Genomic DNA, 20503 nt, shown 5'->3' on the forward strand with positions numbered 1-20503 from the left:
TCTATTCTCCTTTTAATACGCTTGCCATTTCCACATTTAAGGCGCGCTTTGTCGGTACGATAACTGCAATAAATGCCACTATAAGTAACAAAATAAAGGTTATCGGGATGACAGGCAAACGCATATCAATATTCGCTTTAAAAACGGTTAATCCCAGCACTTGTGCCAAGATATAGCCTAAAATGAGACCTGTAATAATGGCTGCAATGGCAATAATAAGGGTTTCTGTACCAATTTGCGTAATAATATCTTTTCGTTTTGCCCCTAATGCTTTTTGTAGGGCAAATTCTTTCGCCCGTTCACCGACGATAGCAATGAGGGTCGTATTAACACATAAAGTGGCAAGAATAAGGATAACCACAGAAATTAGCCCCATTAATCCTTTAATTTTATCCAAAATTTGCCCTTCAGAAGAAGACACTTTACGTATTGGGCGAATATCTAATTGGGGATAATCTTTTTGCAATTGTTGGGCAAATTGTTCTACTTGACCCTGATCATTTTTGACGATGAAAAGGGCATTACTGGCTAAGCCATCTTTTTCTAACCAATCTTGTGCAAAAGACAAATTAACAATGAGCATACTGTCTGTTGCGTCGCCAGCTTCTACAATGCCTTTAATTTTAAAACTCTGTTTTTCCACCGCGGTTTTGCTTAAGGTGATTTTATCACCCACTTTAAGATTAAGCCGTTCAGCCAAGGTTTTACCAATCATCGCATTGCGATCATCAAAGCTCACTCCAATCATTGAGCCTTCAACTTGCCAATAGGGTGAAAGTGGCTTTAAGGTTTCAAATTGTACACCCATTAATACAATCTTTTCCAATTCACTGCGCGTAACCCCATATAAATAGGCACTGCTAGCAGTAATGAGATTTGGCGGTGCTTGATTGATAATTTCTTCAACAATATCCGTTTGAATTAAGCCGGCATCATTGGCGCCAATGTAGAAATTAGCACCAAAAGTACGCAATTCTTGGGACATTTTGGTATTAATATCAAAATAAACCGCGGACATAGCTGTAACGATACTAGCTCCTACTGTTAACGCAGCAAAAATAATAAATACACGTTGTAAGCGTAGGCGAAGCGCTTGGAAAACTAATCGCCAAAACATTGAAGAGTTTTTCTTAACGCCCATAAAGTACTTCCACAGGATAGAGTTTTGCAATACGGTGAGCAGGGAACCAAGTGCCAATAAGTGCAATTAGGATGGCTAGCACGAGTACGCAAGGTACTACGATCCAAGCAAAATCTAATGGTGCACCAAATAAGGTCGCTCCTATAAATTTTGCTAATGCCCAACCTGCAATACAACCAACTAATCCGCCAATAATGGCGCTGATTGCGGCTTCACAATAAAATAAGAGTGTAATTTGCCATTGGTAAGCGCCTAAGGCTTTCATTAAGCCAATTTCTTTACTGCGTTCAATAATGGATGTTGTCATTAATGAAGCAATGCCCATAGCGGCTGCAATTAAGGCTGCAACTGTGACTACGCCAAGCAATAATTGGATTTTTTCAATTACCACGCCTTCTGAAGCAGCGACTTGCCAAATTGGGCGTACAACCGCACCAGAAATGGCTTCTTCCAGTTGATGTGCAATTGAGGAAACATAGGCGGTGCAATACCAAAGATCATATTCTTCTTGAGCCAACGCATCTACATTAGAACGTGCTTTGCGAGAAAGCTCATTTTCAGGCACTGTTAAAGCGGATACCTTAACTGCTTGCACTTTGCCTGGCAAAACTAATAAATTTTGCACCGCACTTAATGGCATAATCAATTGATTTTCTTCTGTTCCGCCAGTCGCCACGATACCTTTAATTACAACATTTAGCTGCGTTTGCACTTCTTGATCTTGATAACTTAAGGAAATTTTATCGCCAATTTGCCATTGTTTACTTTTTGCGAGCTGTGTACCAATTAAGGTAGGCACGTTATCAGTAAAGTCACCATTGTGATCATCAACCCATTCGCCTGTTACTTGCCAATAAGGGCTGATAATTTTTTGCCCTGTGTGATAATCTTCTTCATCAGGAACAGCAATATTATGATCAAAAAAGGTGCCTAAAATAGGAATTTTATCTTTGCCATTTGCGGTGACTTCTGCTGTCAGCAAGGGAGCAAAGCCGACAATATTGTTGCGCCAGAAAATATCTTTAATATTAGGTAATTCTTTTTCATCAATAAAATCTTGCGTTGCCAAAGAGGTTTTATTTTCAGCCATTTCAGGCAGAATAGCGCTACTGGCAGGCTCAATTAAAATATTGGCACCATAGGATTTAAGTTCCTTTGCCATTTTATCGCCAATATCAATGGAAACGGCAAGTAGCGCAGACACTAAACCCGATGCTAAGAAAATCGTAATAATCGCTAATAATTTACGTTTTAAACCATGTTTCCAAGATTGAAATAACATTCTCCCTAACATTATTCCTCCTTCACATAGTTTTCCGGTTTATCTCTGAATAATTCCAAGTTCTTTTCATTGGCAAAGAAATAGGTTTTATTGTTGAAATTATATTTAAATTCCGTTTTCGTATTGATGAGTTTTGTTTGATCTACAGGGTCAATCACTTCAATTTCTAGCACTGTAGAAAATAAATTCAGCCCCATTTCCAAAGAAGTGCGGTCAATAATGACTTCGTTTTCTGTTTGCTGCCAATTTTCAATAGGAACAGGGTTGCAACCACCCGGTTTGCCAATGGATGGTTTAAACATTCGCACTTCACAGCCGACGCAAACAACTTGGCCATCTTGCATGACATAACCTTGATCGCCACATAATAGACAAGCGTCAAAAACCACGCCTAAACTTAAGCGATCTTCAAGACGATTAATAATGAAAAATCGCACTGCTTTGCCATCATCTGCCACCCAAACAAAACGGTGCAAGTTACCATCTTTCACTTGCTCAATAGGAATTCTCACTTGCTGATTTTGATCTAATTTTACTGGTGTTGCTTCTGATAATTGTAATGGCTGAGAAGCGAATTTATCCCAATAAAGTTGGCTCATTAAAATAAAGAGAAAACTGAATAATCCCCACATAACAATGCGACGAGATTGGATATATTTTGCTGTTTTTTGGCGTTTCTCAATAGGATTTTCGCTAAGCTGAATGGCTTTTTTACGCGGAAATAGGAATTTGATAGCGTATAAACTGATAATGAGTAATCCTAATCCAGCTGAAATATAGTTGATATAATTAATAATATTGCCAGTTTTGGCAACAAGGCTGAGGCGAGTTTTAGTGAGTTCAATCACCTGTAATTTCATTAAACCGAGCAATATATCACCAAATAACGGAGAGAGGAGTATTGCGCTTAATATCAATAATAAGCTCCAACGAAGTGCGGTGAGTTTTTGTTCTGTTTTCACTTGTTTGAGCAAAATGTAGAGCCATGCGGCTAAAAATAGGCAGAAAAGTAAGCCAAAAATGACCGCACTTAGATGTAAAATAAAATCAGTATTGATGACATCAGTCGCCGTTATGGCATTAATATTGGGATTTTTGGCCCATTGCATTGCTGCAAGTGTGCAGAGTAAAAAATGCCAAATGTTGTTTAGCCATTTTATAGGGCGACATTGACTAAATAAAAATAAAACAAGAACAATGCTTGCAGTGCTATTTAGACTTAATAAGGTAATTTGATTAAAGGAAAGCATTGAGGCAATGGAAATACCCACTGCAATTGCGATAAGGCTTGTCCAAATAAGCGCTTTGATATTTATTTTGTTAAAAGCAGACCACGCACAGGCGAGTAAAAGTGCTGTGGGAAGTAAGGATTGGAGTAGCGTAGTAAAAAAGTATGACATAATAAAGCAGAAGGGTGGGGACAATGCCCCACCAATAATTTATGTTAGGATTATTTTTCTAAACCTGTGAATTTGAATTCATAATTCACATCAAATGGTTTCCACCAACGACCTACACCTGTTTCGTTATCTGTGTGACGGTGTAACCCTGCTTTTGAAGGTGGTTCGATATGATAGGTTAATTTGTAGTTACCTACGCCCATCATTTTCACGTTTGCGCCATAGTGAGGACCATCGCCAGCCACCATTGGCATAAATGTACCTTCTTGTTTTTGGTTAGTATCGGTGTTCACAAGCGTGTAGCTGATGGTTAAATACGGCATCCATTCACCTTCACCGAAACCATTTTTGTTACCTTTAGTTGCATGAATATCTGCTTCTAAGTGAATGTCAGATTTTGCAGCTGATAAACCCATACCACGAGGTTCCATATCAATCGGTTGTAAATAAACCGCAGCAATTTCCATTTCGTTCATTGTTTGCGCTTCGCCAATTGGGTACTCTTTAAACGCTTGAGCAGAGGACACTGCAAAAATACCAGTAAGTGCGGTTAAAAGTAAGGTTTTTTTCATCTTAATTTCCTTTTGGGTTAGGTTAATTAATGTAGTAAGTTTCGTTTGGGTATTTTATATTTCTGCTAACTTTCTTTCTCTACGCATATAAAAGAAAGCAAAGATAGCAGCAATAATCAGTATGCCTTGTGGAATTAAGGTTTCCACATAAGGATAAATGCCTAACAAGCTAATTTCAGGGAAATTGCTCAGTAGGGTTGGCTCAAATAATTTTCCTTCAATAAGTTCAAGGACACTTTTGCCAGCAAAAATAAATGCCATTAAGTACAAGAAACTGCCAGTGAACATAAAGAAAGGTTTAAGTGGTAATCTGACCACGCTATAACGCATAATAACGTAACAAATAGCGAGGATAATCACGCCGACTACAAAGCCCGCCAATAAATAAATATAACCGGCGAAAGTATGTACATCACTTGCTAACGCATAGTAGAACAGAACGGTTTCTGCCCCTTCGCGATAAACAGCAAGGAAACTGGTGATCCATAAGCTAATTAGGGAACCAGTGCTTAATGCCATATCTAGTTTGCCTTCAAGGTAGCGTTTCCAGTTTTGTGCTTCCACTTTAGACAGTAGCCAATAACTCATCATAAACAGCATTACCACCGCAATTGCCATGGTAATACCTTCTAATAATTCACGATTTTGTCCTGAATTCTCAAAAATTAATTGGAAAATCACCGCAGTGATTAAGCTAGCAACGAGGGCAACGTAAATCGAATTGCGAATAGTTGGTAATTTATCTTGATGATTATTTTTCACTAAGTAGGCGACAATTGCTGCGACAATTAATAGTGCTTCTAAGCCTTCACGCAGAATAATCAGCAAGCTGTATAAGAACATTGACCAATCAGATTGAGTTTCACCTTGTAACATCGTAACCGCTTTGGCTAAATCCTCACTTAAGCCTTGCGCTTGCTGTTGTAACGTATCCACAGGTGCATTGGCTTTGATTTGACTTACAATTCGCGTGAAATAACCTTCAATTTGGGTTTTAAAATTCGCGTCACGCGAACCCACTTTATTTTCCATGCCACTGGCTTCAAAAATATCAAAATAGGTATCTTGCACCATCAACATAGCTTTTTTCCCATTGCCCGTTTGGTAAGCTTGAATAGCTTGTTGAATACCTTGATTTACCTGTTGGCTGATATTATGCCAATCCAAATCTTGTTCATTTTGCACCGCACTTTCGTTGGCTTGCGCATTTTGCTCATCTCGTGTGGTTGGCAGATTTGGCAATTGTTCTTCAATAGTTTGTAGCAATTGGGTGATTTGATAGCCTAAAACGGTAATTTGCTCAGGTTGATCGCTGAGCTTGATTAAATCATAGAATTGTTGATTAATATTGGCCGCAATATCTGCACCGCGATTATTGCGAATCGACATTTCCATTTCAGAATTTTTAAAGCCGTCATATTGCGCTTGTTGAATGAGCTTTTTAGCATCTGTGAGTTGGTTGTCTTGATAAGCGGCAATGGCATCAGCTAAAAGATCATCTAACATTTTAAAACTTTGCTGCCAATAAGCAGAAATTTGTTGATTTTCGTAGGTGTTATGCTGACCTTCTGCATTGAGTTGATGACCATCAGATAAAGAGGGTACCACAGCATCGAGTTCATTTTTCAGCCATTGAATTTTATCTTGAATTTCTTGTTGTGATTTTCCTTCACCGATCATTTTGCGGATTTCACCAAAAGTAGCTTCCATTTGGTAGCTCTTTTGGGCAGAAAAATTAATACGAATTGGACCTTCTAGGTTTTCGAATACTTCAAAATACGCCATCTGCACTTCAGTGCGCGCATCATCAATTTGATTTTGTTGGTAGAGTTGGGCGGTTTTATCTAAACGTGTTTTTATATCTTCGGATAAGGCTTGGAAGTCAGAGGCATGGACGAGGTTGCTAATAAAAAGAAAACTGATCCACAAAATATGAAAAATAAAACGCATAATTAGTAATCTAAATAATATCAATTATCATCTAGATAAATTATGCGTTATTTTTTATTGAAATCAAGTTGAAAATTTGATTTTTGTGATGAATATCAATAAAGCGTCGCTAAGATAATTTGTTCTGGGTCAATTTTTAACCAAACTTGTTGCCCAATTGTTAATTGTTGTTCTTGATGTGCATTGGCACAGACTTCAAGATGAGAATTAATGGAAAGCAAAATTTCCTGATTATTCCCTTTATCCACAATAGATTGAACTTGGGCACTAAATACATTTTGCTCTTCGCTTGGATGAAGCAAAATATTTACCCAAGGGGCTTTAACCATGAGCATCACTTCTTTACCCCAAACTAACTGTAAACGCTCCGCACTTTTTTGGGTAATTGCAGCATAAATTGGCTTGTCTAATTCAGGCAGCTCAATTTCAACAAGGGCATTAAGTTGTTGAATGATGCATTGTTTCACTTTGCCGAAAAATTGATTTCTTGCGCTACTTTGCAACGAAAAGCGTGCTGTAGCCGTTAATAAACTATTTAGCGGAATGTCTTCGTCTTGCAAAATTTGGAAGGCTTTTTGCTGCGTTTGTGCAAGTAATTCGTAGAGTTGTAATAAACGTTCGGCATATGTGGTGAGTTCTGTTCCGCCACCATTTTTTCCGCCAATATTACGTTCTAACAAAGGGCGAGGGCTAATTTCATTCATTGCAGCCAAATGATCCCATGCACTTTTATAGCTGACGTTAGCTCGTTTAGCCGCTTGGTTAATTGAGCCACATTTTTGAATTTCTTTTAATAATCGAATACGTTTTGGATCAACAAAGAGTTGTTGTTGCAATTTTATGCTTAGCAGAATTTCAGTACTCATTATTTGCTCCTTATTTCCTTTTATATTCTATAAGAAATCTTGACTTTGCAGTAGCTTTTATTTTATTGATTGTTATATAATTATTCATACAGCGAATAAACAAATACAAACAAGGAGAAATGTATGATTCGTAAACACAAAAAGGCAGCCTTAATTTTAATGGCAAGTTTATTTATGGCACAAGGCGCAATGGCAAAAGTGGTTGTTTTTGCTGCAGCTTCAATGACAAATGCGTTACAGCAAGTCGCTGATGAATATAAAAAACAAAAACCAAAAGAAGAAATTGAATTTTCATTTGCTTCATCTTCAGTATTAGCAAAACAAATTGAGCAAGGTGCACCTGCGGATATTTTCTTATCTGCTGATTTAAAATGGATGAACTACCTTTCTGAAAAACAAGCTATTGATGAAGGCAGTAAAGCAGTATTAGTTAATAACCGTTTGGTGATGATTGCACCAAAAGACAGCAAAGTGTCAGAAGTAGATTTAACAAAAGATAAATGGCAAAAACATTTAGATAATACGTATTTAGCAGTGGGCGATCCTGATCATGTACCTGCGGGTATTTATGCAAAAACTGCGTTAACCAATTTAGGACAATGGGCTAATGTAGAGAATAAATTAGCTCGCGCGAATAACGTACGTGCTGCTTTAGCTTTAGTTGAACAAGGCGAAAGTCCATTAGGTATCGTATATAGTACAGATGCGAAAGCGAGCCAAAAAGTGAAAGTGGTTGCGATGTTCCCTGAAGGTTCTCATCCACCAGTGCAATACCCTGTGGCGATTGTAAAAGATCACAAAAATGCAGAAGTACAAGGTTTCTTAGATTATTTAAAATCTAAAGAAGCAAAAGACATTTTTGTACAATATGGTTTCTTAGCTAAATAAAATTTAAGCAAAATAAAATAATTTGCGTGAGCTATGTCACAAAATTAAATATTGGTGTTTGATATAGCCTAAGTGATTATGTATTCTTACCGCACTTAGAATAAGTGCTATAACAAATAGCCAGATATATTTTGCTTTCCGAGTAGTGCCTCAGTATGAGGCACTTTTTTTATTATTTTAATAGGCTCCTATCTTTTCGAAAACTTGGCGGAGTTTTTCACTATCTTTAATTCCTTTACGACTTTCCACGCCTGAATTGAGATCAACCCCAACACAGCCTTGTGCTAAAGCAAGTTCAATATTTTGTGGACCAATTCCACCTGCTAACAAAATCTTTTCTTTTTGTTCATTAGGAATTAAGGACCAATCAAAACTTAGCCCAGTACCTCCTTGTTGAGTAGTCGTTTTGCTGTCTAACACGTAGCGATCAATCGCTAAAATTGAGGAAATTTGCACCGCACTTTGCTGATTTACATCAATTGAAATCGCTTTCCAAATTTGAATATGCTCTGGTAATTGTTGGCGAAGTGCGGTGATAAATTGCGTATTTTCTTCACCATGTAATTGCACCGCAAATAAATTGAGCTGCTTGGCAATTGTAACGATAAAATCAATGGGTTGATTTTGGAACACGCCTACAAAGCGTAATGGGGCAGCGGTCACCAATTCTTGTGCTTGACGTAAGGAAAGCTGCCTTGGTGATTTATCGGCAAAAATGAGCCCGCCATATAAAGCGCCACAATCATAGGCTAGTTTCACATCTTGTGTTCTGGTTAAGCCACAAACTTTATTTTCGCCAAATATAATAGCTCTGACTGCGTTATTTAAATCGATACTTCCCATCAGGCTGCTGCCAATTAAAAAGCCATGAGCTACTTGGCTTAATTGTTTAACTTGCTGATTGGTATAAATGCCAGATTCACTAATAATTCTCACATCATCGGGGATATGTTGGGCAAATTTTTCTGTTAAATGAACAACACGATTAAGATCAACAGTTAAATCATGTAAATCTCGATTATTTACACCAATCATTTTGGCCCCTAATGCTAATGCGCGTTCAAATTCAGCTTCATTGCTGGTTTCGGTTAATACGCCCATACCTAATTGATGCGCAAGTGCGGATAAATTTTGATAAGTTTTATCATCAATCACAGAAAGCATTAATAAAATCGCATCGGCTTGATGATAACGTGCTAAATAAACCTGATATTCATCAATAATGAAATCTTTACATAATACCGGTTGAGTGACAATGTCACGAACTTGTTTTATATAAGCAAAATCACCTTGAAAATATTGCTCATCTGTTAATACAGAAATGACATTGGCATAATTTTTATAAACTTGTGCAATCTCGGTTAGATTAAAATCTGCACGTATCAATCCTTTGGACGGCGAGGCTTTTTTACATTCCAAAATAAATGCGGATTTACTGTGGCGACCTTGCTGTAAAGCTTGATAAAAACTGCGGTCAGATTTTGTAATGTTTTGTTGAAATTGTTGTAACGGAACCTGTTGCTTTTTATGTTCTAACCAAACAAGTTTATCCTTAATGATTTTTTGTAAGATAGTCGGTTGTGTATTCATATTTATTCCATTCATACCCATTAATACATAGTTAAGCGTTGTAAGGTGTCAAAGGCTTTGCCAGTTGATAAATGTGCTAATACTTGCTCTGCATTTTGTTTAATATTTTGATAACCAAAGAGTTTCATTAATAGCGCTGTATTCATTGCTATAGCTTGATTTTGCGTCTCTTTACCATTGCCTTGTAAAAGTGCGGTGATAATTTCTGCATTTTTTTGTGGCTCACCACCTTGCAGTTCAGATAACGCTTGGGTTTTGAAACCAAAATCTTTTGGTGACAGATCATAGAATTTAATTTGACCATGTTGCAATTCTGCCACCTGTGTGTTGCCATGAACGGCGACTTCATCTAAGCCATTGCCATGCACAATAATACTGTGCTCATGCTTTAAACGGGCGCTAGTTTCTACATAGGGCTTTAATAATTGCGGACTATATACGCCCAATAATTGTCTTTTAGGTGAAGCAGGATTAATCAGTGGCCCTAGAATATTAAAAATAGTGCGGGTTTTTAAGGCTTGGCGTACAGGTGCTGCATGTTTAAAGCCTGTATGATACTGAGGGGCAAAAATAAAGGCCAAACCGTTTTCATCTAAACTACGACGTGCATTTTCTGTACTCATTGCAACATTCACGCCTAAATGAGTTAATACATCGCTGGCACCAGTTAAACTGGAAACACTACGGTTGCCATGCTTTGCTATTTTCAGTCCCATACTCGCAGCGACAATAGCTGATGCAGTGGAAATATTAATAGTATTGGCACCGTCTCCACCTGTGCCTACAATATCGGCAATTGGGTAATCAGGCGTGGGGAAGGGCTGAGCCATGGTTAAAAGTGCGGTAACCGCTCCCGTAATTTCATCAATGGTTTCGCCTCGTACTTTTAATGCGATTAAAGCAGCTGCAAGTTGTTCCGACGCCACTTCGCCTTTCACAACCGCGGTGAAAAAAATTGAAGATTGTTGTTCTGTGAGCGCTTTATTTTCAAATAATGTATTAAGAATTTGTTCAAGTTCCATTTTTTCATTCCTTATTTGTTGAGTGGCTATTTTTTCTTATTTGCTTTTATTGTGTTGCAAAAGCCAACTCACAGACTGTGCTAATAACGTTGATCCTTGCACAGTTAAAGTGCTTTCGGGGTGAAATTGAAAACTACAAATGGGTAAACTACGATGATGTACCGCCATAATGATGTTTTGATATTGGGCATTTACCACCAATTCCTCAGGCAATTCACTGCCCATTAAAGAATGGTAACGCGCAACAGGCATTGGATTAGGTAAACCAGCAAACATGGCTTGCTCGTTATGTTGAATTTGTGACACTTTGCCATGCAAAATTTCGCCTGCTGAAACCACTTTTCCACCAAAAGCTTCAATGATGGCTTGATGTCCTAAACAAATACCAATAATTGGCACCGCACTTTTCACGCGTTCAATCAATGGCAACATATTGCCCGCTTCTGCAGGTGTCCCTGGCCCTGGCGATAATGCCAAAATAGTTTCTTTCTCTAAACATTTTTGTTCGAGTAAATCTAAATCTACATTATTACGATAGATTTTCACTTGATGACCTAATGTGCGAAATTGATCGACTAAGTTATAGGTAAAGGAGTCGAAGTTATCTAAAAAAACGATGTTAGCCATATTCTTCTCCTTACATTTGGTTTGATTTAACAATTGCGTTCAGCACAGCTTGTGCTTTATGTCGGGTTTCATCCGCCTCCATTTGCGGATCGGAATCAAGGACTTCACCACAACCCGCTTGTACATAAGCAATACCATCTTGTACAAAGGCAGAACGTATGACGATACAGGTGTCAAAATTACCGTCAGAAGATAAGTAACCCACAGCACCCCCGTAGCTGTGGCGTTTTTGTTGTTCAAATTGATAAATCAGTTGCATGGCTTTAATTTTTGGTGCACCAGTTAAGGTGCCCATATTCATACAGGCTTGATAAGCGTGTAATGCGTCTAATTCAGGACGAAGTTTTCCGACTACTCGGGACACTAAGTGCATAATGTGAGAGTAGCGATCCACTTGCATTAAGTCCTTAACATAGCGTGTACCACTTTCGCAGACTCGTGCAATATCATTTCTTGCTAAATCCACCAACATAATGTGTTCTGCGACTTCTTTTTTATCTAAACGCAGTTCTAATTCAAGACGAGCATCTAATTCAGGATCTATTTGTCCTTCTGCGTTAAAACCCCTAGGTCGAGAACCTGCAATTGGATAAATTTCCAATTGTCGATTATGTTGTGAATACTTCAACGCGCTTTCAGGCGATGCACCAAATAGGGTGAAATCTTGATCTTGCATAAAGAACATATAAGGACTTGGATTGCTTTGTTTTAATTGTTGATAGGCTGCTAACGGATTTGGACAAGCCAATGAAAAACGTCTTGAAGGCACAATTTGAAACACATCACCACGATAAATATGTTGTTTAAGTGCGGTGATAATTTGCTTAAATTTATCATCATCAAAGTTCACATTAATATCAGTTAAGCTGGATTGTTGTGCTTGAGGTAAAGGATTTAATTGTTGTAAATCTTGCTGAATTTTCACCGCACTTTGTTGCAATGTTTCTGCTTCATTAGCATTAAAACAGAAGGTTTGTAATGTAGCTTGTTGTGTTTGGTGATCAAAACGTAACAATTGCTCTGCCAAATAAAAAACATAATCAGGGCAATCCAGATTGTCTTCTTTTAAGGTGATCTGTTCCATTGGAATAAAGTTGGCAACTAAATCATAGGCAAACAATCCACCGAGAAAAATAGGCGTTTGGCTGTGAGAGTACAGTTGATTTAGTTGGCGTAAACCATCAAAAATAGACGTGGCTTGTAATTGAGAATCTTCATCTAACTGAGGATTTAATGCCGCAAAAGTGGCTTGTAAACAATTTTCGTTAAGTTGTTTATGCGTCGCAATGCCTTGCAAGCCTAATCTTAAATGATTTAATACGGTGCGCCCATTTGCGCTTAACGCAGTGAAAGTGACTTGCTGACCAACACAGCGTACTTTTACCGCAGCATTAATTAACAATAAACTTTGTAAACTGTTCTTGCTGGTTATTTCAGCACTTTCTAATAATAGACTATGAGGTTGGTTAGCACATAATGTGTGAAAAACAGAAACTAAATCTGCATGATATGAAATCTTTTGTTGCGAAACTTGGATATAAGGTTGAAACATAATACGTCCTAAATTTGTAATTTAGAACTATTAAACTAGTACAATAAAATATTGTCAAGTGTGGGAATGTTTAAGTGATGAATTAAGCAACAATTTATTTTGTGGAATTTAAGATTGTTTTTTGCTTGCAGGCATAAAAATCTGTATCATGGCGAGCCAAAATAGAGGAATATCAGAATTTTATGTTTGCATTAGAAATAATTGGTTTGACTAAATGCTATAAAAATGGCGTTCAAGCATTGCAAGGCATTGATCTTGTGGTTAATCAAGGCGATTTTTATGCGTTGCTTGGACATAATGGCGCGGGAAAATCAACGACCATTGGTATTATCAGTTCGTTAGTAAATAAAACAAGCGGACAAGTGAAAGTTTTTGATTATGATTTGGATACGGAATTAAACCAAGTTAAACAACAAATTGGTTTGGTGCCACAGGAATTTAATTTTAACCAATTTGAAAAAGTGATTGATATTTTAGTCAATCAAGCAGGTTATTACGGTATTGCTAGAAAAGAAGCATTACAACGTGCGGAAATTTGGTTGAAAAAGTTAGATTTATGGCAAAAGCGCGATCAGCAAGCTATGCGATTATCTGGTGGGATGAAGCGACGTTTAATGATCGCAAGAGCCTTAATGCATGAGCCAAAATTATTAATTTTAGATGAGCCAACAGCTGGACTGGATATTGAACTCCGCCGCAGTTTATGGTTATTTTTGCGTGAATTAAATCAACAAGGCACAACTATTATTCTCACTACCCATTATTTAGAAGAAGCTGAAATGTTATGTCGCCATATCGGCATTATTCAACAAGGTAAATTGTTATTGACGATGTCAATGAAAGATTTATTGGCGCAATTGGAAACGGAAACCTTTGTGTTGGATTTAGATAAATCTTCTTCATTACCTAAAGTCGAAGGTTACAATGTCACGCCATTAGATGATAATTCGATTGAAGTGGAAGTGAAACGCCAGCAAGGTTTAAATGCTTTATTTACTCAATTGAGTGGACAGGGAATTCAGGTGTTAAGTATGCGTAATAAAGCCAACCGTTTAGAGGAATTATTCGTCAATATGTCTTTTAATCAAGCGAATGGAGGAGAGAAATAATGCCACTTGCTTGGGTTGCTTTCAATACAATTTTACACAAAGAAATTCGTCGCTTTACGCGAATTTGGGTACAAACCTTAGTTCCACCAGTAATTACGATGACATTATATTTTGTGATTTTTGGTCAGCTTATTGGCAGCCGTATTGGCGAAATGGGCGGATTTAGTTATATGCAATTTATTGTGCCAGGTTTGATTATGATGTCTTCATTGACCAATTCCTTTGCCAATGTTGCTTCATCTTTTTACAGCACAAAATTTGCCAAAAATGTGGAAGAACTTTTAATTTCACCAACTTCACCACATATTATTATTTTGGGATATATGGCTGGCGGCATGGCGAGGGGATTATGTGTAGGTATTTTAGTCACCATAGTTTCTTTATTCTTCGTTTCCTTTGATATTTATTCTTGGTTCGCCATCGGATTGACATTATTGCTGACAACCGCAGCCTTTGCTTTAGGTGGATTAATCAATGCGGTTTATGCCCGTTCTTTTGACGACATTAGTATCATTCCGACTTTTGTGTTAACGCCCTTAACTTACTTGGGCGGTGTATTCTATTCCATTAAATTATTACCGGAATTCTGGCAGGCAGTGTCCAAATTAAATCCCATTGTTTATATGATTAATGGATTTCGTTATGGTTTTTTAGGCATTTCTGATGTGCCTTTGGTTTATACCTTTGTTGTATTGGGCTTATTCATTCTATGCTTATATTGTTTTGCTTATTATTTGATTAGTCGTGGTGTAGGATTACGCCATTAATGAAAAAGTGCGGTGCATTTTTTATGATTTTTTAGGAGAAAGAGAAACTATGTGGTCTGACATTATTGTTGGTTATGGCATTTTTATTTTAGAAATTTTAACTATTTTATTAGTCATTGCCGGTATTGCATTTATGATTATTGCCTTAAAGAAAAAAGATCAACATCAAGGCGAACTGCAAATTACTGATTTAAGTAAAGAATATGAAGAAAATACAAAGCATCTGCGTGATTTTCATTTAACAGAAGATGAATTGAAAGAGGCAGAAAAAGCACAGAAAAAAGCGGATAAAGCGAAGGCTAAAGCAGATAAATTAGCGAAAAAGAAAGGCGAACAAATTGAAAAAACGCAAAAGCCGATCTTGTATGTTATTGACTTTAAAGGCGATATTCATGCCTCTGAAACAACAGCATTACGAGAAGAAATTAATGTGATTTTAAATGTCGCAAATCCAAATCAAGATGAAGTATTACTGCGTTTAGAAAGTCCGGGCGGTGTTGTCCATGGTTATGGCTTAGCTGCATCTCAGCTTGCGCGTTTAAAACAAAAAGGGATTAAATTGACTGTTGCAGTAGATAAAGTTGCGGCAAGTGGTGGTTATATGATGGCATGTGTGGCTGATAAAATTGTATCAGCGCCTTTCGCTATTGTGGGTTCTGTTGGCGTGGTGGCTCAGGTACCTAATATTCATCGTTTATTGAAAAAACATGAAGTGGATGTAGATGTAATGACTGCGGGTGAATATAAAAGAACCGTCACTTTATTAGGTGAAAATACGGAAAAAGGTAAACAAAAATTTCAACAAGAATTAGAACAAACCCATGAATTATTCAAACAATTTGTGACTGAAAATCGACCGCAGTTGGATATAACGAAAATTGCTACTGGCGAACATTGGTTTGGCAAACAAGCACTTGAACTACAATTAGTCGATGAAATCCTGACCAGTGATGATGTGATTTTACAAGCAATGCAAGATAAATCAGTGATTGGTTTACAATATAAACAGAAGAAATCATTGATCCAAAAATTAGGTAAACAAGCAGAATCAAGTACAAATAATCTGTTATTAAATTGGCTACATCAAAATAATCGTACCCTTTTGTAAATTATTGGTAAATATTGGTAAAAAATAGGGTTTTGAGGAGAATTTTAGTTTACATTGGGGCGATTTGATCTTACTATACGCCATGTATTTTTATAGCAAATGGTTATTTCATAATCTATGCTATAAAGGTTTTAGGGTACTTACTTTTATTAATCAATAACAAGGTAATAGGAATGAAATTATCACATCTTATCTTATCAGCAGTGGCTGCATCTACATTAGCAGCTTGTGGCAACTTAAGTAAAATAACTGATGAAGGTCAACCAGCAGGTGACACTCCAGAACAAGCAGTTGCTAATTTAGTATGGCCAAAAATCGACGAAGCAAGATTTAACCACGATGGTTCACAATTTGGTTCATGGCCAAACTGGGACAACGTTCGTATGGTTGAACGTGGCATGAACAAAGACCAACTTTATAACTTGTTAGGTCGTCCACATTTTGCAGAAGGTCTTTACGGTGTTCGTGAATGGGACTTCGCATTCAACTATCGTGAAAACGGTGTTCACAAAATCTGTCAATACAAAGTATTATTTGACAAAAACATGAACGCACAAAGCTTCTTCTGGTATCCAAATGGTTGTAATGGCAACTCATCATTCAGCTTAAGCGGTGACTTCTTATTTGACTTTGACAAAGATACATTAACACCAAAAGGTAAAGAAGTTGTTGACAACGTAGCAGCACAATTAAAATCTTCTGGTGCGAAAGATGTATTAATCGAAGGTCACACAGACCGTTTAGGTTCAGTTGCATATAACTTAGATTTATCACAACGTCGTGCAAATCGTGTTAAAGCACGTTTAATTGAACAAGGCGTTCAAGCAAGCTTCACAGCTGTTGGTTTAGGTAAAGCTCACCAAGTTAAAGCTTGTTCTGAATATCCACATGGAAAAGAATTAAAAGACTGCTTACGTCCAAACCGTCGTGTTGAGATCAAAGCTTCAGGTACTGTATTAAAACAACGTATCGAAGGTCAAGGTCCTGCGGCAGGTTCAACTGGTCCAGCACCACTTTATCAAAAATAATTTTGATTTTTTTCTGATATTCAAAAGGCTAAACTTCGGTTTAGCCTTTTTGCTATCTGTTGTTTTTCTTTTCAAATTCAGGTTATTATTTCTTTTATTTTTAATAAATAAAGGAATATTTCATGTGTGCTTTAAACATTAGGCAGGGACAATTTTTACTTTCTCATCATCGCTATTTAACGATCCCAGAACTTAAAATCAAAGAAGGCAATATTTGGCTTGTCATTGGTGGAAATGGCAGTGGTAAAACCGCATTGATGTTAGCTCTTGAAGGAAAATTACCTTTATATAGTGGTGAATATCAAAATCAATTCCATCGTATTCGTTCAATTTCCTTTGAAAATCAGCAACAAATTGTTGAGCAAACTTTTCGTGAACTGAACAATGACACTTTAGATCCCGACTATCTGGGCAAAACTGCGCAACAAATCATCTTAAATGGTGAAAACGATCTTACCTTATGCATGAAATATGCAGAATTATTAAATATTACCCATTTATTAGATCGCGCTTTTATTAAATTATCAACGGGAGAAAGTCGCAAAGTGCTATTGGCACAAGCACTCGTGTCTAATCCCGATTTATTAATTTTAGATGAACCTTTTGAGGGATTGGACCAACAATCTGTGCGCGATTGGCAACAGCTATTAACAGAACTTGCCGAACACATGGCGATTGTGTTAATCACTCATCGATTTAACCATATTCCAACTGCGGTGGAGTTTATTGCCGTTTTACATGATTGTGAATTGGTATTGCAAGGCGAAAAAGCCTTTGTTGAGCAGCAGAGTATTTTCCAACAATTACAATATGCGGAAGATGCTATAAATGTGCCTTTGCCTGAACCTCATGGCGCCCCAATAAAACTTCCTCAAAATACACCGCACTTTGAACTACAAGATGTGGTTATTCAATATGGCGATAAAATCATTTTGCATCATTTAAATTGGACGGTACAACCAAAACAACATTGGTGGATCAAAGGTCCTAATGGCGCAGGAAAATCAACTCTGCTATCTATTTTAATAGGCGATCATCCGCAAGCTTATAGTAATCATGTACGTTTATTTGGTCGACAACGAGGTAGTGGCGAAACCATTTGGGAGATTAAATCGAAAATCGGTTATATCAGTAGCCAATTACACATGGATTATCGAGTGAATTGTTCGGCTTTAGATGTGATTATTTCAGGATTTTTAGATAGCATTGGTGTTTATCAACAAGTGCCAGATGCGTTGCGACTAAGGGCAATGCAATGGTTACAGCGCTTAAATATGGCAAGTTTAGTGAAAAAGCCATTCCGTTCTTTATCTTGGGGTCAACAACGATTATTGCTAATCGCCAGAGCCATGGTGAAGCATCCGCCAATTTTAATTTTAGATGAACCTTTACAAGGATTGGATGGATTAAATCGCCAACTGGTCAAATGTTTTATTGAACAATTGGTTAATAATAGCGAGACCCAATTGCTGTTTGTTTCCCATCAAGAGCAAGATGCACCCAATTGCATTACGCACCTATTTGAATTTATCCCTGATAATCAGGGTTATAAGTATGTGCAAAGTGCGGTGTAAAATGCTATAGTTTTAGACAAATTTATTACTTCAAAAGGAAAAAATATGGAATTTTTTGATGGACTACCTTCAGCAACCTTGATTTTTATTATCTTAGTTGCTGTTATTTTATACTCAACCTTAAAAACCGTACCACAAGGTTATCATTGGACAATTGAACGTTTTGGTCGTTATACAAGAACCTTAACACCAGGTTTAAACTTTGTGGTGCCTTTTGTTGATCGCGTTGGACGCAAAATTAATATGATGGAACAAGTATTAGATATTCCATCACAAGAAGTCATTTCTAAAGACAATGCCAATGTGTCTATTGATGCTGTTTGTTTTGTTCAAGTGATTGATGCACGCAGTGCGGCTTATGAAGTCAATCATTTAGAGCAGGCGATTGTGAATTTGGTAATGACCAATATTCGTACAGTACTTGGTAGTATGGAACTGGATGAAATGTTATCGCAACGGGACAGCATTAATGGTCGTTTATTGGCAATCGTGGATGAAGCTACAAATCCTTGGGGTGTAAAAGTTACGCGTATTGAAATTCGTGATGTGCGTCCACCTCGTGAATTAAGTGAAGCTATGAATGCGCAAATGAAAGCGGAGCGTAATAAACGTGCGGAAATTTTAGAAGCTGAGGGTATTCGTCAAGCGCAGATTTTACGTGCAGAAGGGGAAAAACAATCCCGTATTTTGAAAGCGGAAGGGGAAAAACAAGAAGCGATTTTACAAGCAGAAGCGCGTGAACGTGCGGCGGAAGCTGAAGCAAAAGCAACACAAATGGTTTCAGACGCGATTTCAAATGGGGATACCAAAGCAATCAACTATTTTATTGCGCAAAAATATACTGAAGCATTAAAAGAAATTGGTGGTGCAGAAAACAGCAAAGTGGTGTTAATGCCATTAGAAGCAGGCAATCTAATCGGTTCTGTTGCGGGTATTGCTGAATTATTAAAAGGCGATAAAAAATAAGGAATGACTATGGCATGGTTAGTGACTTGGACAGTTTGGCATTGGCTTATTTTAGGCTTTCTATTATTAATTGCTGAAATTGTTATGCCGGGTATTTTCTTACTTTGGTGGGGATTAGCAGCGATTATTGTTGCAGGTATAATGAAGTTTTTTCCTGATTTATCTCTGACCTCATTGGGAATACTTTATGCGATTTTGGCAACAGTATTAAGTATCGCTTGGTGGAAATATCAACATAACCGAGATAAAGCAGATGAAAAACATTCTGTTCTGAATCAACGAGATCATGCCATGATTGGAATGAAAGGAACAGTACAAGAAATGGCTAGCAATGGTATTGGTCGAGGGCATTTTGGCGATACTACTTGGCGAATTCAGCAAGCTGGAGATGAACATTTACAAGTAGGGAATACTATTGAAGTCTTATCTGTTCAAGGCATTACCTTAGTTGTTAAAAAGGTGAATTTATGAAAAAGCATTTAATTATTTCAGCTCAGCCTAACAAAGAAAGTTTTACGCAAGCCTTAGTCGACAATATCGTTGAAGTGAGTGAAAAACAAGGGGTTGAAACCATTGTAAGAAATTTATACCGATTAAATTTCAATCCTGTTTTATCTTATGAGGAAATGCAAGGGGCAGCGCGGGGTATCGTACCGGAAGAAATTCGTTACGAACAACAACTTATTCTTGAGTCGGATTTTATCACCTTAGTTTATCCTCTTTGGTGGATGGGATTTCCGGCTATTTTAAAAGGCTATCTTGATCGTGTTCTCACCCATGGATTTGCTTATCAAACCGATGAAACAGGTTCTGTTGGTTTATTGCAAGGCAAAAAAATGCAGCAATTTATTAATATGGGCAGTAGCTTAGAAGAATATCAAAATAACGGTTTTGCTCAGGCATTGGATGTTTGCTTGGTTAATGGGTTGTTTAATTTTTGTGGTATCACAGAAATTGAACACCAGTTATTTGGTGATTTGCATATTATTAGCCAACAAGAACGTAAAGAAATCATAACAGTTGTTCGTGATAAAACGTTACAAAATCTTACCGCACTTTAA

The 20503-nt window shown here is 37.3% G+C and carries 19 protein-coding genes; 9 read left to right on the forward strand and 10 right to left on the reverse strand.

Features of this window, described 5'->3' with window-relative positions:
- Nucleotide 1: 1 nt before the first annotated feature.
- The 6 genes from ACUXZ4_RS06715 to ACUXZ4_RS06740 all read right to left on the reverse strand — a co-directional run bounded on the left by ACUXZ4_RS06715 (nt 2) and on the right by ACUXZ4_RS06740 (nt 7214).
- Nucleotides 2-1117, reverse strand: a complete 1116-nt coding sequence (locus ACUXZ4_RS06715; protein ID WP_464972446.1) for an ABC transporter permease — start codon at nt 1115-1117, stop codon at nt 2-4.
- Nucleotides 1118-1130: 13 nt separating this feature from the next.
- Nucleotides 1131-2435: an ABC transporter permease gene (locus ACUXZ4_RS06720; protein ID WP_464972447.1), complete on the reverse strand. Its 1305-nt coding sequence runs from the start codon at nt 2433-2435 to the stop codon at nt 1131-1133.
- Entirely contained in the window at nt 2435-3823 is a 1389-nt protein-coding gene (locus tag ACUXZ4_RS06725; RefSeq protein ID WP_464972448.1) for a Fe-S-containing protein, read from the reverse strand. Before ACUXZ4_RS06725 ends, ACUXZ4_RS06720 begins: the two co-directional genes overlap by 1 nt.
- 50 nt (nt 3824-3873) lie before the next feature.
- Nucleotides 3874-4395 (reverse strand): iron transporter, encoded by a 522-nt coding sequence (locus tag ACUXZ4_RS06730; RefSeq protein ID WP_464972449.1) that lies wholly within the window; start codon nt 4393-4395, stop codon nt 3874-3876.
- A gap of 54 nt (nt 4396-4449) precedes the next feature.
- Nucleotides 4450-6345, reverse strand: a complete 1896-nt coding sequence (locus tag ACUXZ4_RS06735; RefSeq protein ID WP_464972450.1) for an FTR1 family iron permease — start codon at nt 6343-6345, stop codon at nt 4450-4452.
- Nucleotides 6346-6440: 95 nt separating this feature from the next.
- The gene (locus ACUXZ4_RS06740) at nt 6441-7214 is read right to left on the reverse strand and encodes a TOBE domain-containing protein (RefSeq protein ID WP_464974007.1); all 774 of its coding nucleotides are present in this window, start codon (nt 7212-7214) and stop codon (nt 6441-6443) included.
- 123 nt (nt 7215-7337) lie between these two features.
- On the opposite strand from ACUXZ4_RS06740, the gene modA reads away from it, so the two are divergent.
- The gene (gene modA, locus ACUXZ4_RS06745; protein ID WP_464974008.1) at nt 7338-8099 is read left to right on the forward strand and encodes a molybdate ABC transporter substrate-binding protein; all 762 of its coding nucleotides are present in this window, start codon (nt 7338-7340) and stop codon (nt 8097-8099) included.
- A 177-nt stretch (nt 8100-8276) separates the two neighbouring features.
- Here modA and trpCF read toward each other — a convergent pair whose 3' ends face one another.
- Genes trpCF through ACUXZ4_RS06765 form a run of 4 tightly spaced genes read right to left on the reverse strand, consistent with a single transcriptional unit; the run spans nt 8277 to nt 12890 of the window.
- Complete coding sequence (gene trpCF / locus ACUXZ4_RS06750) at nt 8277-9689, reverse strand: bifunctional indole-3-glycerol-phosphate synthase TrpC/phosphoribosylanthranilate isomerase TrpF (protein ID WP_464972451.1); 1413 nt, start codon at nt 9687-9689, stop codon at nt 8277-8279.
- A 20-nt stretch (nt 9690-9709) separates the two neighbouring features.
- On the reverse strand, nt 9710-10711 hold the full coding sequence (trpD, locus tag ACUXZ4_RS06755; RefSeq protein WP_464972452.1) for an anthranilate phosphoribosyltransferase: 1002 nt from the start codon (nt 10709-10711) through the stop codon (nt 9710-9712).
- Between the two features lie 36 nt (nt 10712-10747).
- Nucleotides 10748-11338, reverse strand: coding sequence for an aminodeoxychorismate/anthranilate synthase component II (locus ACUXZ4_RS06760; RefSeq protein ID WP_464972453.1), 591 nt, complete (start codon nt 11336-11338; stop codon nt 10748-10750).
- A 10-nt stretch (nt 11339-11348) separates the two neighbouring features.
- On the reverse strand, nt 11349-12890 hold the full coding sequence (locus ACUXZ4_RS06765) for an anthranilate synthase component 1 (protein WP_464972454.1): 1542 nt from the start codon (nt 12888-12890) through the stop codon (nt 11349-11351).
- 182 nt (nt 12891-13072) lie between these two features.
- On the opposite strand from ACUXZ4_RS06765, the gene ACUXZ4_RS06770 reads away from it, so the two are divergent.
- From ACUXZ4_RS06770 to ACUXZ4_RS06805, 8 genes are all read left to right on the forward strand, one after another.
- Nucleotides 13073-13999 carry an ABC transporter ATP-binding protein gene (locus tag ACUXZ4_RS06770; protein WP_464972455.1) on the forward strand — a complete coding sequence of 309 codons (927 nt, stop codon included), beginning with the start codon at nt 13073-13075 and terminating at the stop codon, nt 13997-13999.
- Nucleotides 13999-14766: an ABC transporter permease gene (locus ACUXZ4_RS06775; RefSeq protein ID WP_464972456.1), complete on the forward strand. Its 768-nt coding sequence runs from the start codon at nt 13999-14001 to the stop codon at nt 14764-14766. The genes ACUXZ4_RS06770 and ACUXZ4_RS06775 overlap by 1 nt, the downstream gene beginning before the upstream one ends.
- A 49-nt stretch (nt 14767-14815) precedes the next feature.
- Nucleotides 14816-15874, forward strand: a complete 1059-nt coding sequence (gene sohB, locus ACUXZ4_RS06780; protein ID WP_464972457.1) for a protease SohB — start codon at nt 14816-14818, stop codon at nt 15872-15874.
- Between the two features lie 173 nt (nt 15875-16047).
- Nucleotides 16048-16902 carry an OmpA family protein gene (locus ACUXZ4_RS06785; protein ID WP_464972458.1) on the forward strand — a complete coding sequence of 285 codons (855 nt, stop codon included), beginning with the start codon at nt 16048-16050 and terminating at the stop codon, nt 16900-16902.
- A 122-nt stretch (nt 16903-17024) separates the two neighbouring features.
- A complete protein-coding gene (gene modF, locus ACUXZ4_RS06790; protein ID WP_464972459.1) occupies nt 17025-18476 on the forward strand; it encodes a molybdate ABC transporter ATP-binding protein ModF in 1452 nt (483 codons plus the stop codon).
- A gap of 45 nt (nt 18477-18521) precedes the next feature.
- Nucleotides 18522-19442, forward strand: a complete 921-nt coding sequence (locus tag ACUXZ4_RS06795; protein ID WP_464972460.1) for an SPFH domain-containing protein — start codon at nt 18522-18524, stop codon at nt 19440-19442.
- Between the two features lie 9 nt (nt 19443-19451).
- On the forward strand, nt 19452-19913 hold the full coding sequence (locus tag ACUXZ4_RS06800) for an NfeD family protein (protein ID WP_464972461.1): 462 nt from the start codon (nt 19452-19454) through the stop codon (nt 19911-19913).
- A complete protein-coding gene (locus ACUXZ4_RS06805) occupies nt 19910-20503 on the forward strand; it encodes an NAD(P)H-dependent oxidoreductase (RefSeq protein ID WP_464972462.1) in 594 nt (197 codons plus the stop codon). Before ACUXZ4_RS06800 ends, ACUXZ4_RS06805 begins: the two co-directional genes overlap by 4 nt.

It is taken from the genome of Reella acinonychis (assembly GCF_052828705.1).

What these genes read in the sequence shown, in the direction of transcription:
- ACUXZ4_RS06805 (WP_464972462.1), top strand. Translation starts at nt 19,910, where the DNA reads ATGAAAAAGCATTTAATTATTTCAGCTCAGCCTAACAAAGAAAGTTTT.
- trpD (WP_464972452.1), bottom strand. Translation starts at nt 10,711, where the DNA reads ATGGAACTTGAACAAATTCTTAATACATTATTTGAAAATAAAGCGCTC.
- ACUXZ4_RS06715 (WP_464972446.1), bottom strand. Translation starts at nt 1,117, where the DNA reads ATGTTTTGGCGATTAGTTTTCCAAGCGCTTCGCCTACGCTTACAACGT.
- ACUXZ4_RS06800 (WP_464972461.1), top strand. Translation starts at nt 19,452, where the DNA reads ATGGCATGGTTAGTGACTTGGACAGTTTGGCATTGGCTTATTTTAGGC.
- ACUXZ4_RS06770 (WP_464972455.1), top strand. Translation starts at nt 13,073, where the DNA reads ATGTTTGCATTAGAAATAATTGGTTTGACTAAATGCTATAAAAATGGC.
- trpCF (WP_464972451.1), bottom strand. Translation starts at nt 9,689, where the DNA reads ATGAATACACAACCGACTATCTTACAAAAAATCATTAAGGATAAACTT.
- ACUXZ4_RS06795 (WP_464972460.1), top strand. Translation starts at nt 18,522, where the DNA reads ATGGAATTTTTTGATGGACTACCTTCAGCAACCTTGATTTTTATTATC.
- ACUXZ4_RS06765 (WP_464972454.1), bottom strand. Translation starts at nt 12,890, where the DNA reads ATGTTTCAACCTTATATCCAAGTTTCGCAACAAAAGATTTCATATCAT.
- ACUXZ4_RS06775 (WP_464972456.1), top strand. Translation starts at nt 13,999, where the DNA reads ATGCCACTTGCTTGGGTTGCTTTCAATACAATTTTACACAAAGAAATT.
- ACUXZ4_RS06785 (WP_464972458.1), top strand. Translation starts at nt 16,048, where the DNA reads ATGAAATTATCACATCTTATCTTATCAGCAGTGGCTGCATCTACATTA.
- ACUXZ4_RS06760 (WP_464972453.1), bottom strand. Translation starts at nt 11,338, where the DNA reads ATGGCTAACATCGTTTTTTTAGATAACTTCGACTCCTTTACCTATAAC.
- ACUXZ4_RS06725 (WP_464972448.1), bottom strand. Translation starts at nt 3,823, where the DNA reads ATGTCATACTTTTTTACTACGCTACTCCAATCCTTACTTCCCACAGCA.
- ACUXZ4_RS06735 (WP_464972450.1), bottom strand. Translation starts at nt 6,345, where the DNA reads ATGCGTTTTATTTTTCATATTTTGTGGATCAGTTTTCTTTTTATTAGC.
- ACUXZ4_RS06720 (WP_464972447.1), bottom strand. Translation starts at nt 2,435, where the DNA reads ATGTTAGGGAGAATGTTATTTCAATCTTGGAAACATGGTTTAAAACGT.
- sohB (WP_464972457.1), top strand. Translation starts at nt 14,816, where the DNA reads ATGTGGTCTGACATTATTGTTGGTTATGGCATTTTTATTTTAGAAATT.
- modF (WP_464972459.1), top strand. Translation starts at nt 17,025, where the DNA reads ATGTGTGCTTTAAACATTAGGCAGGGACAATTTTTACTTTCTCATCAT.
- ACUXZ4_RS06730 (WP_464972449.1), bottom strand. Translation starts at nt 4,395, where the DNA reads ATGAAAAAAACCTTACTTTTAACCGCACTTACTGGTATTTTTGCAGTG.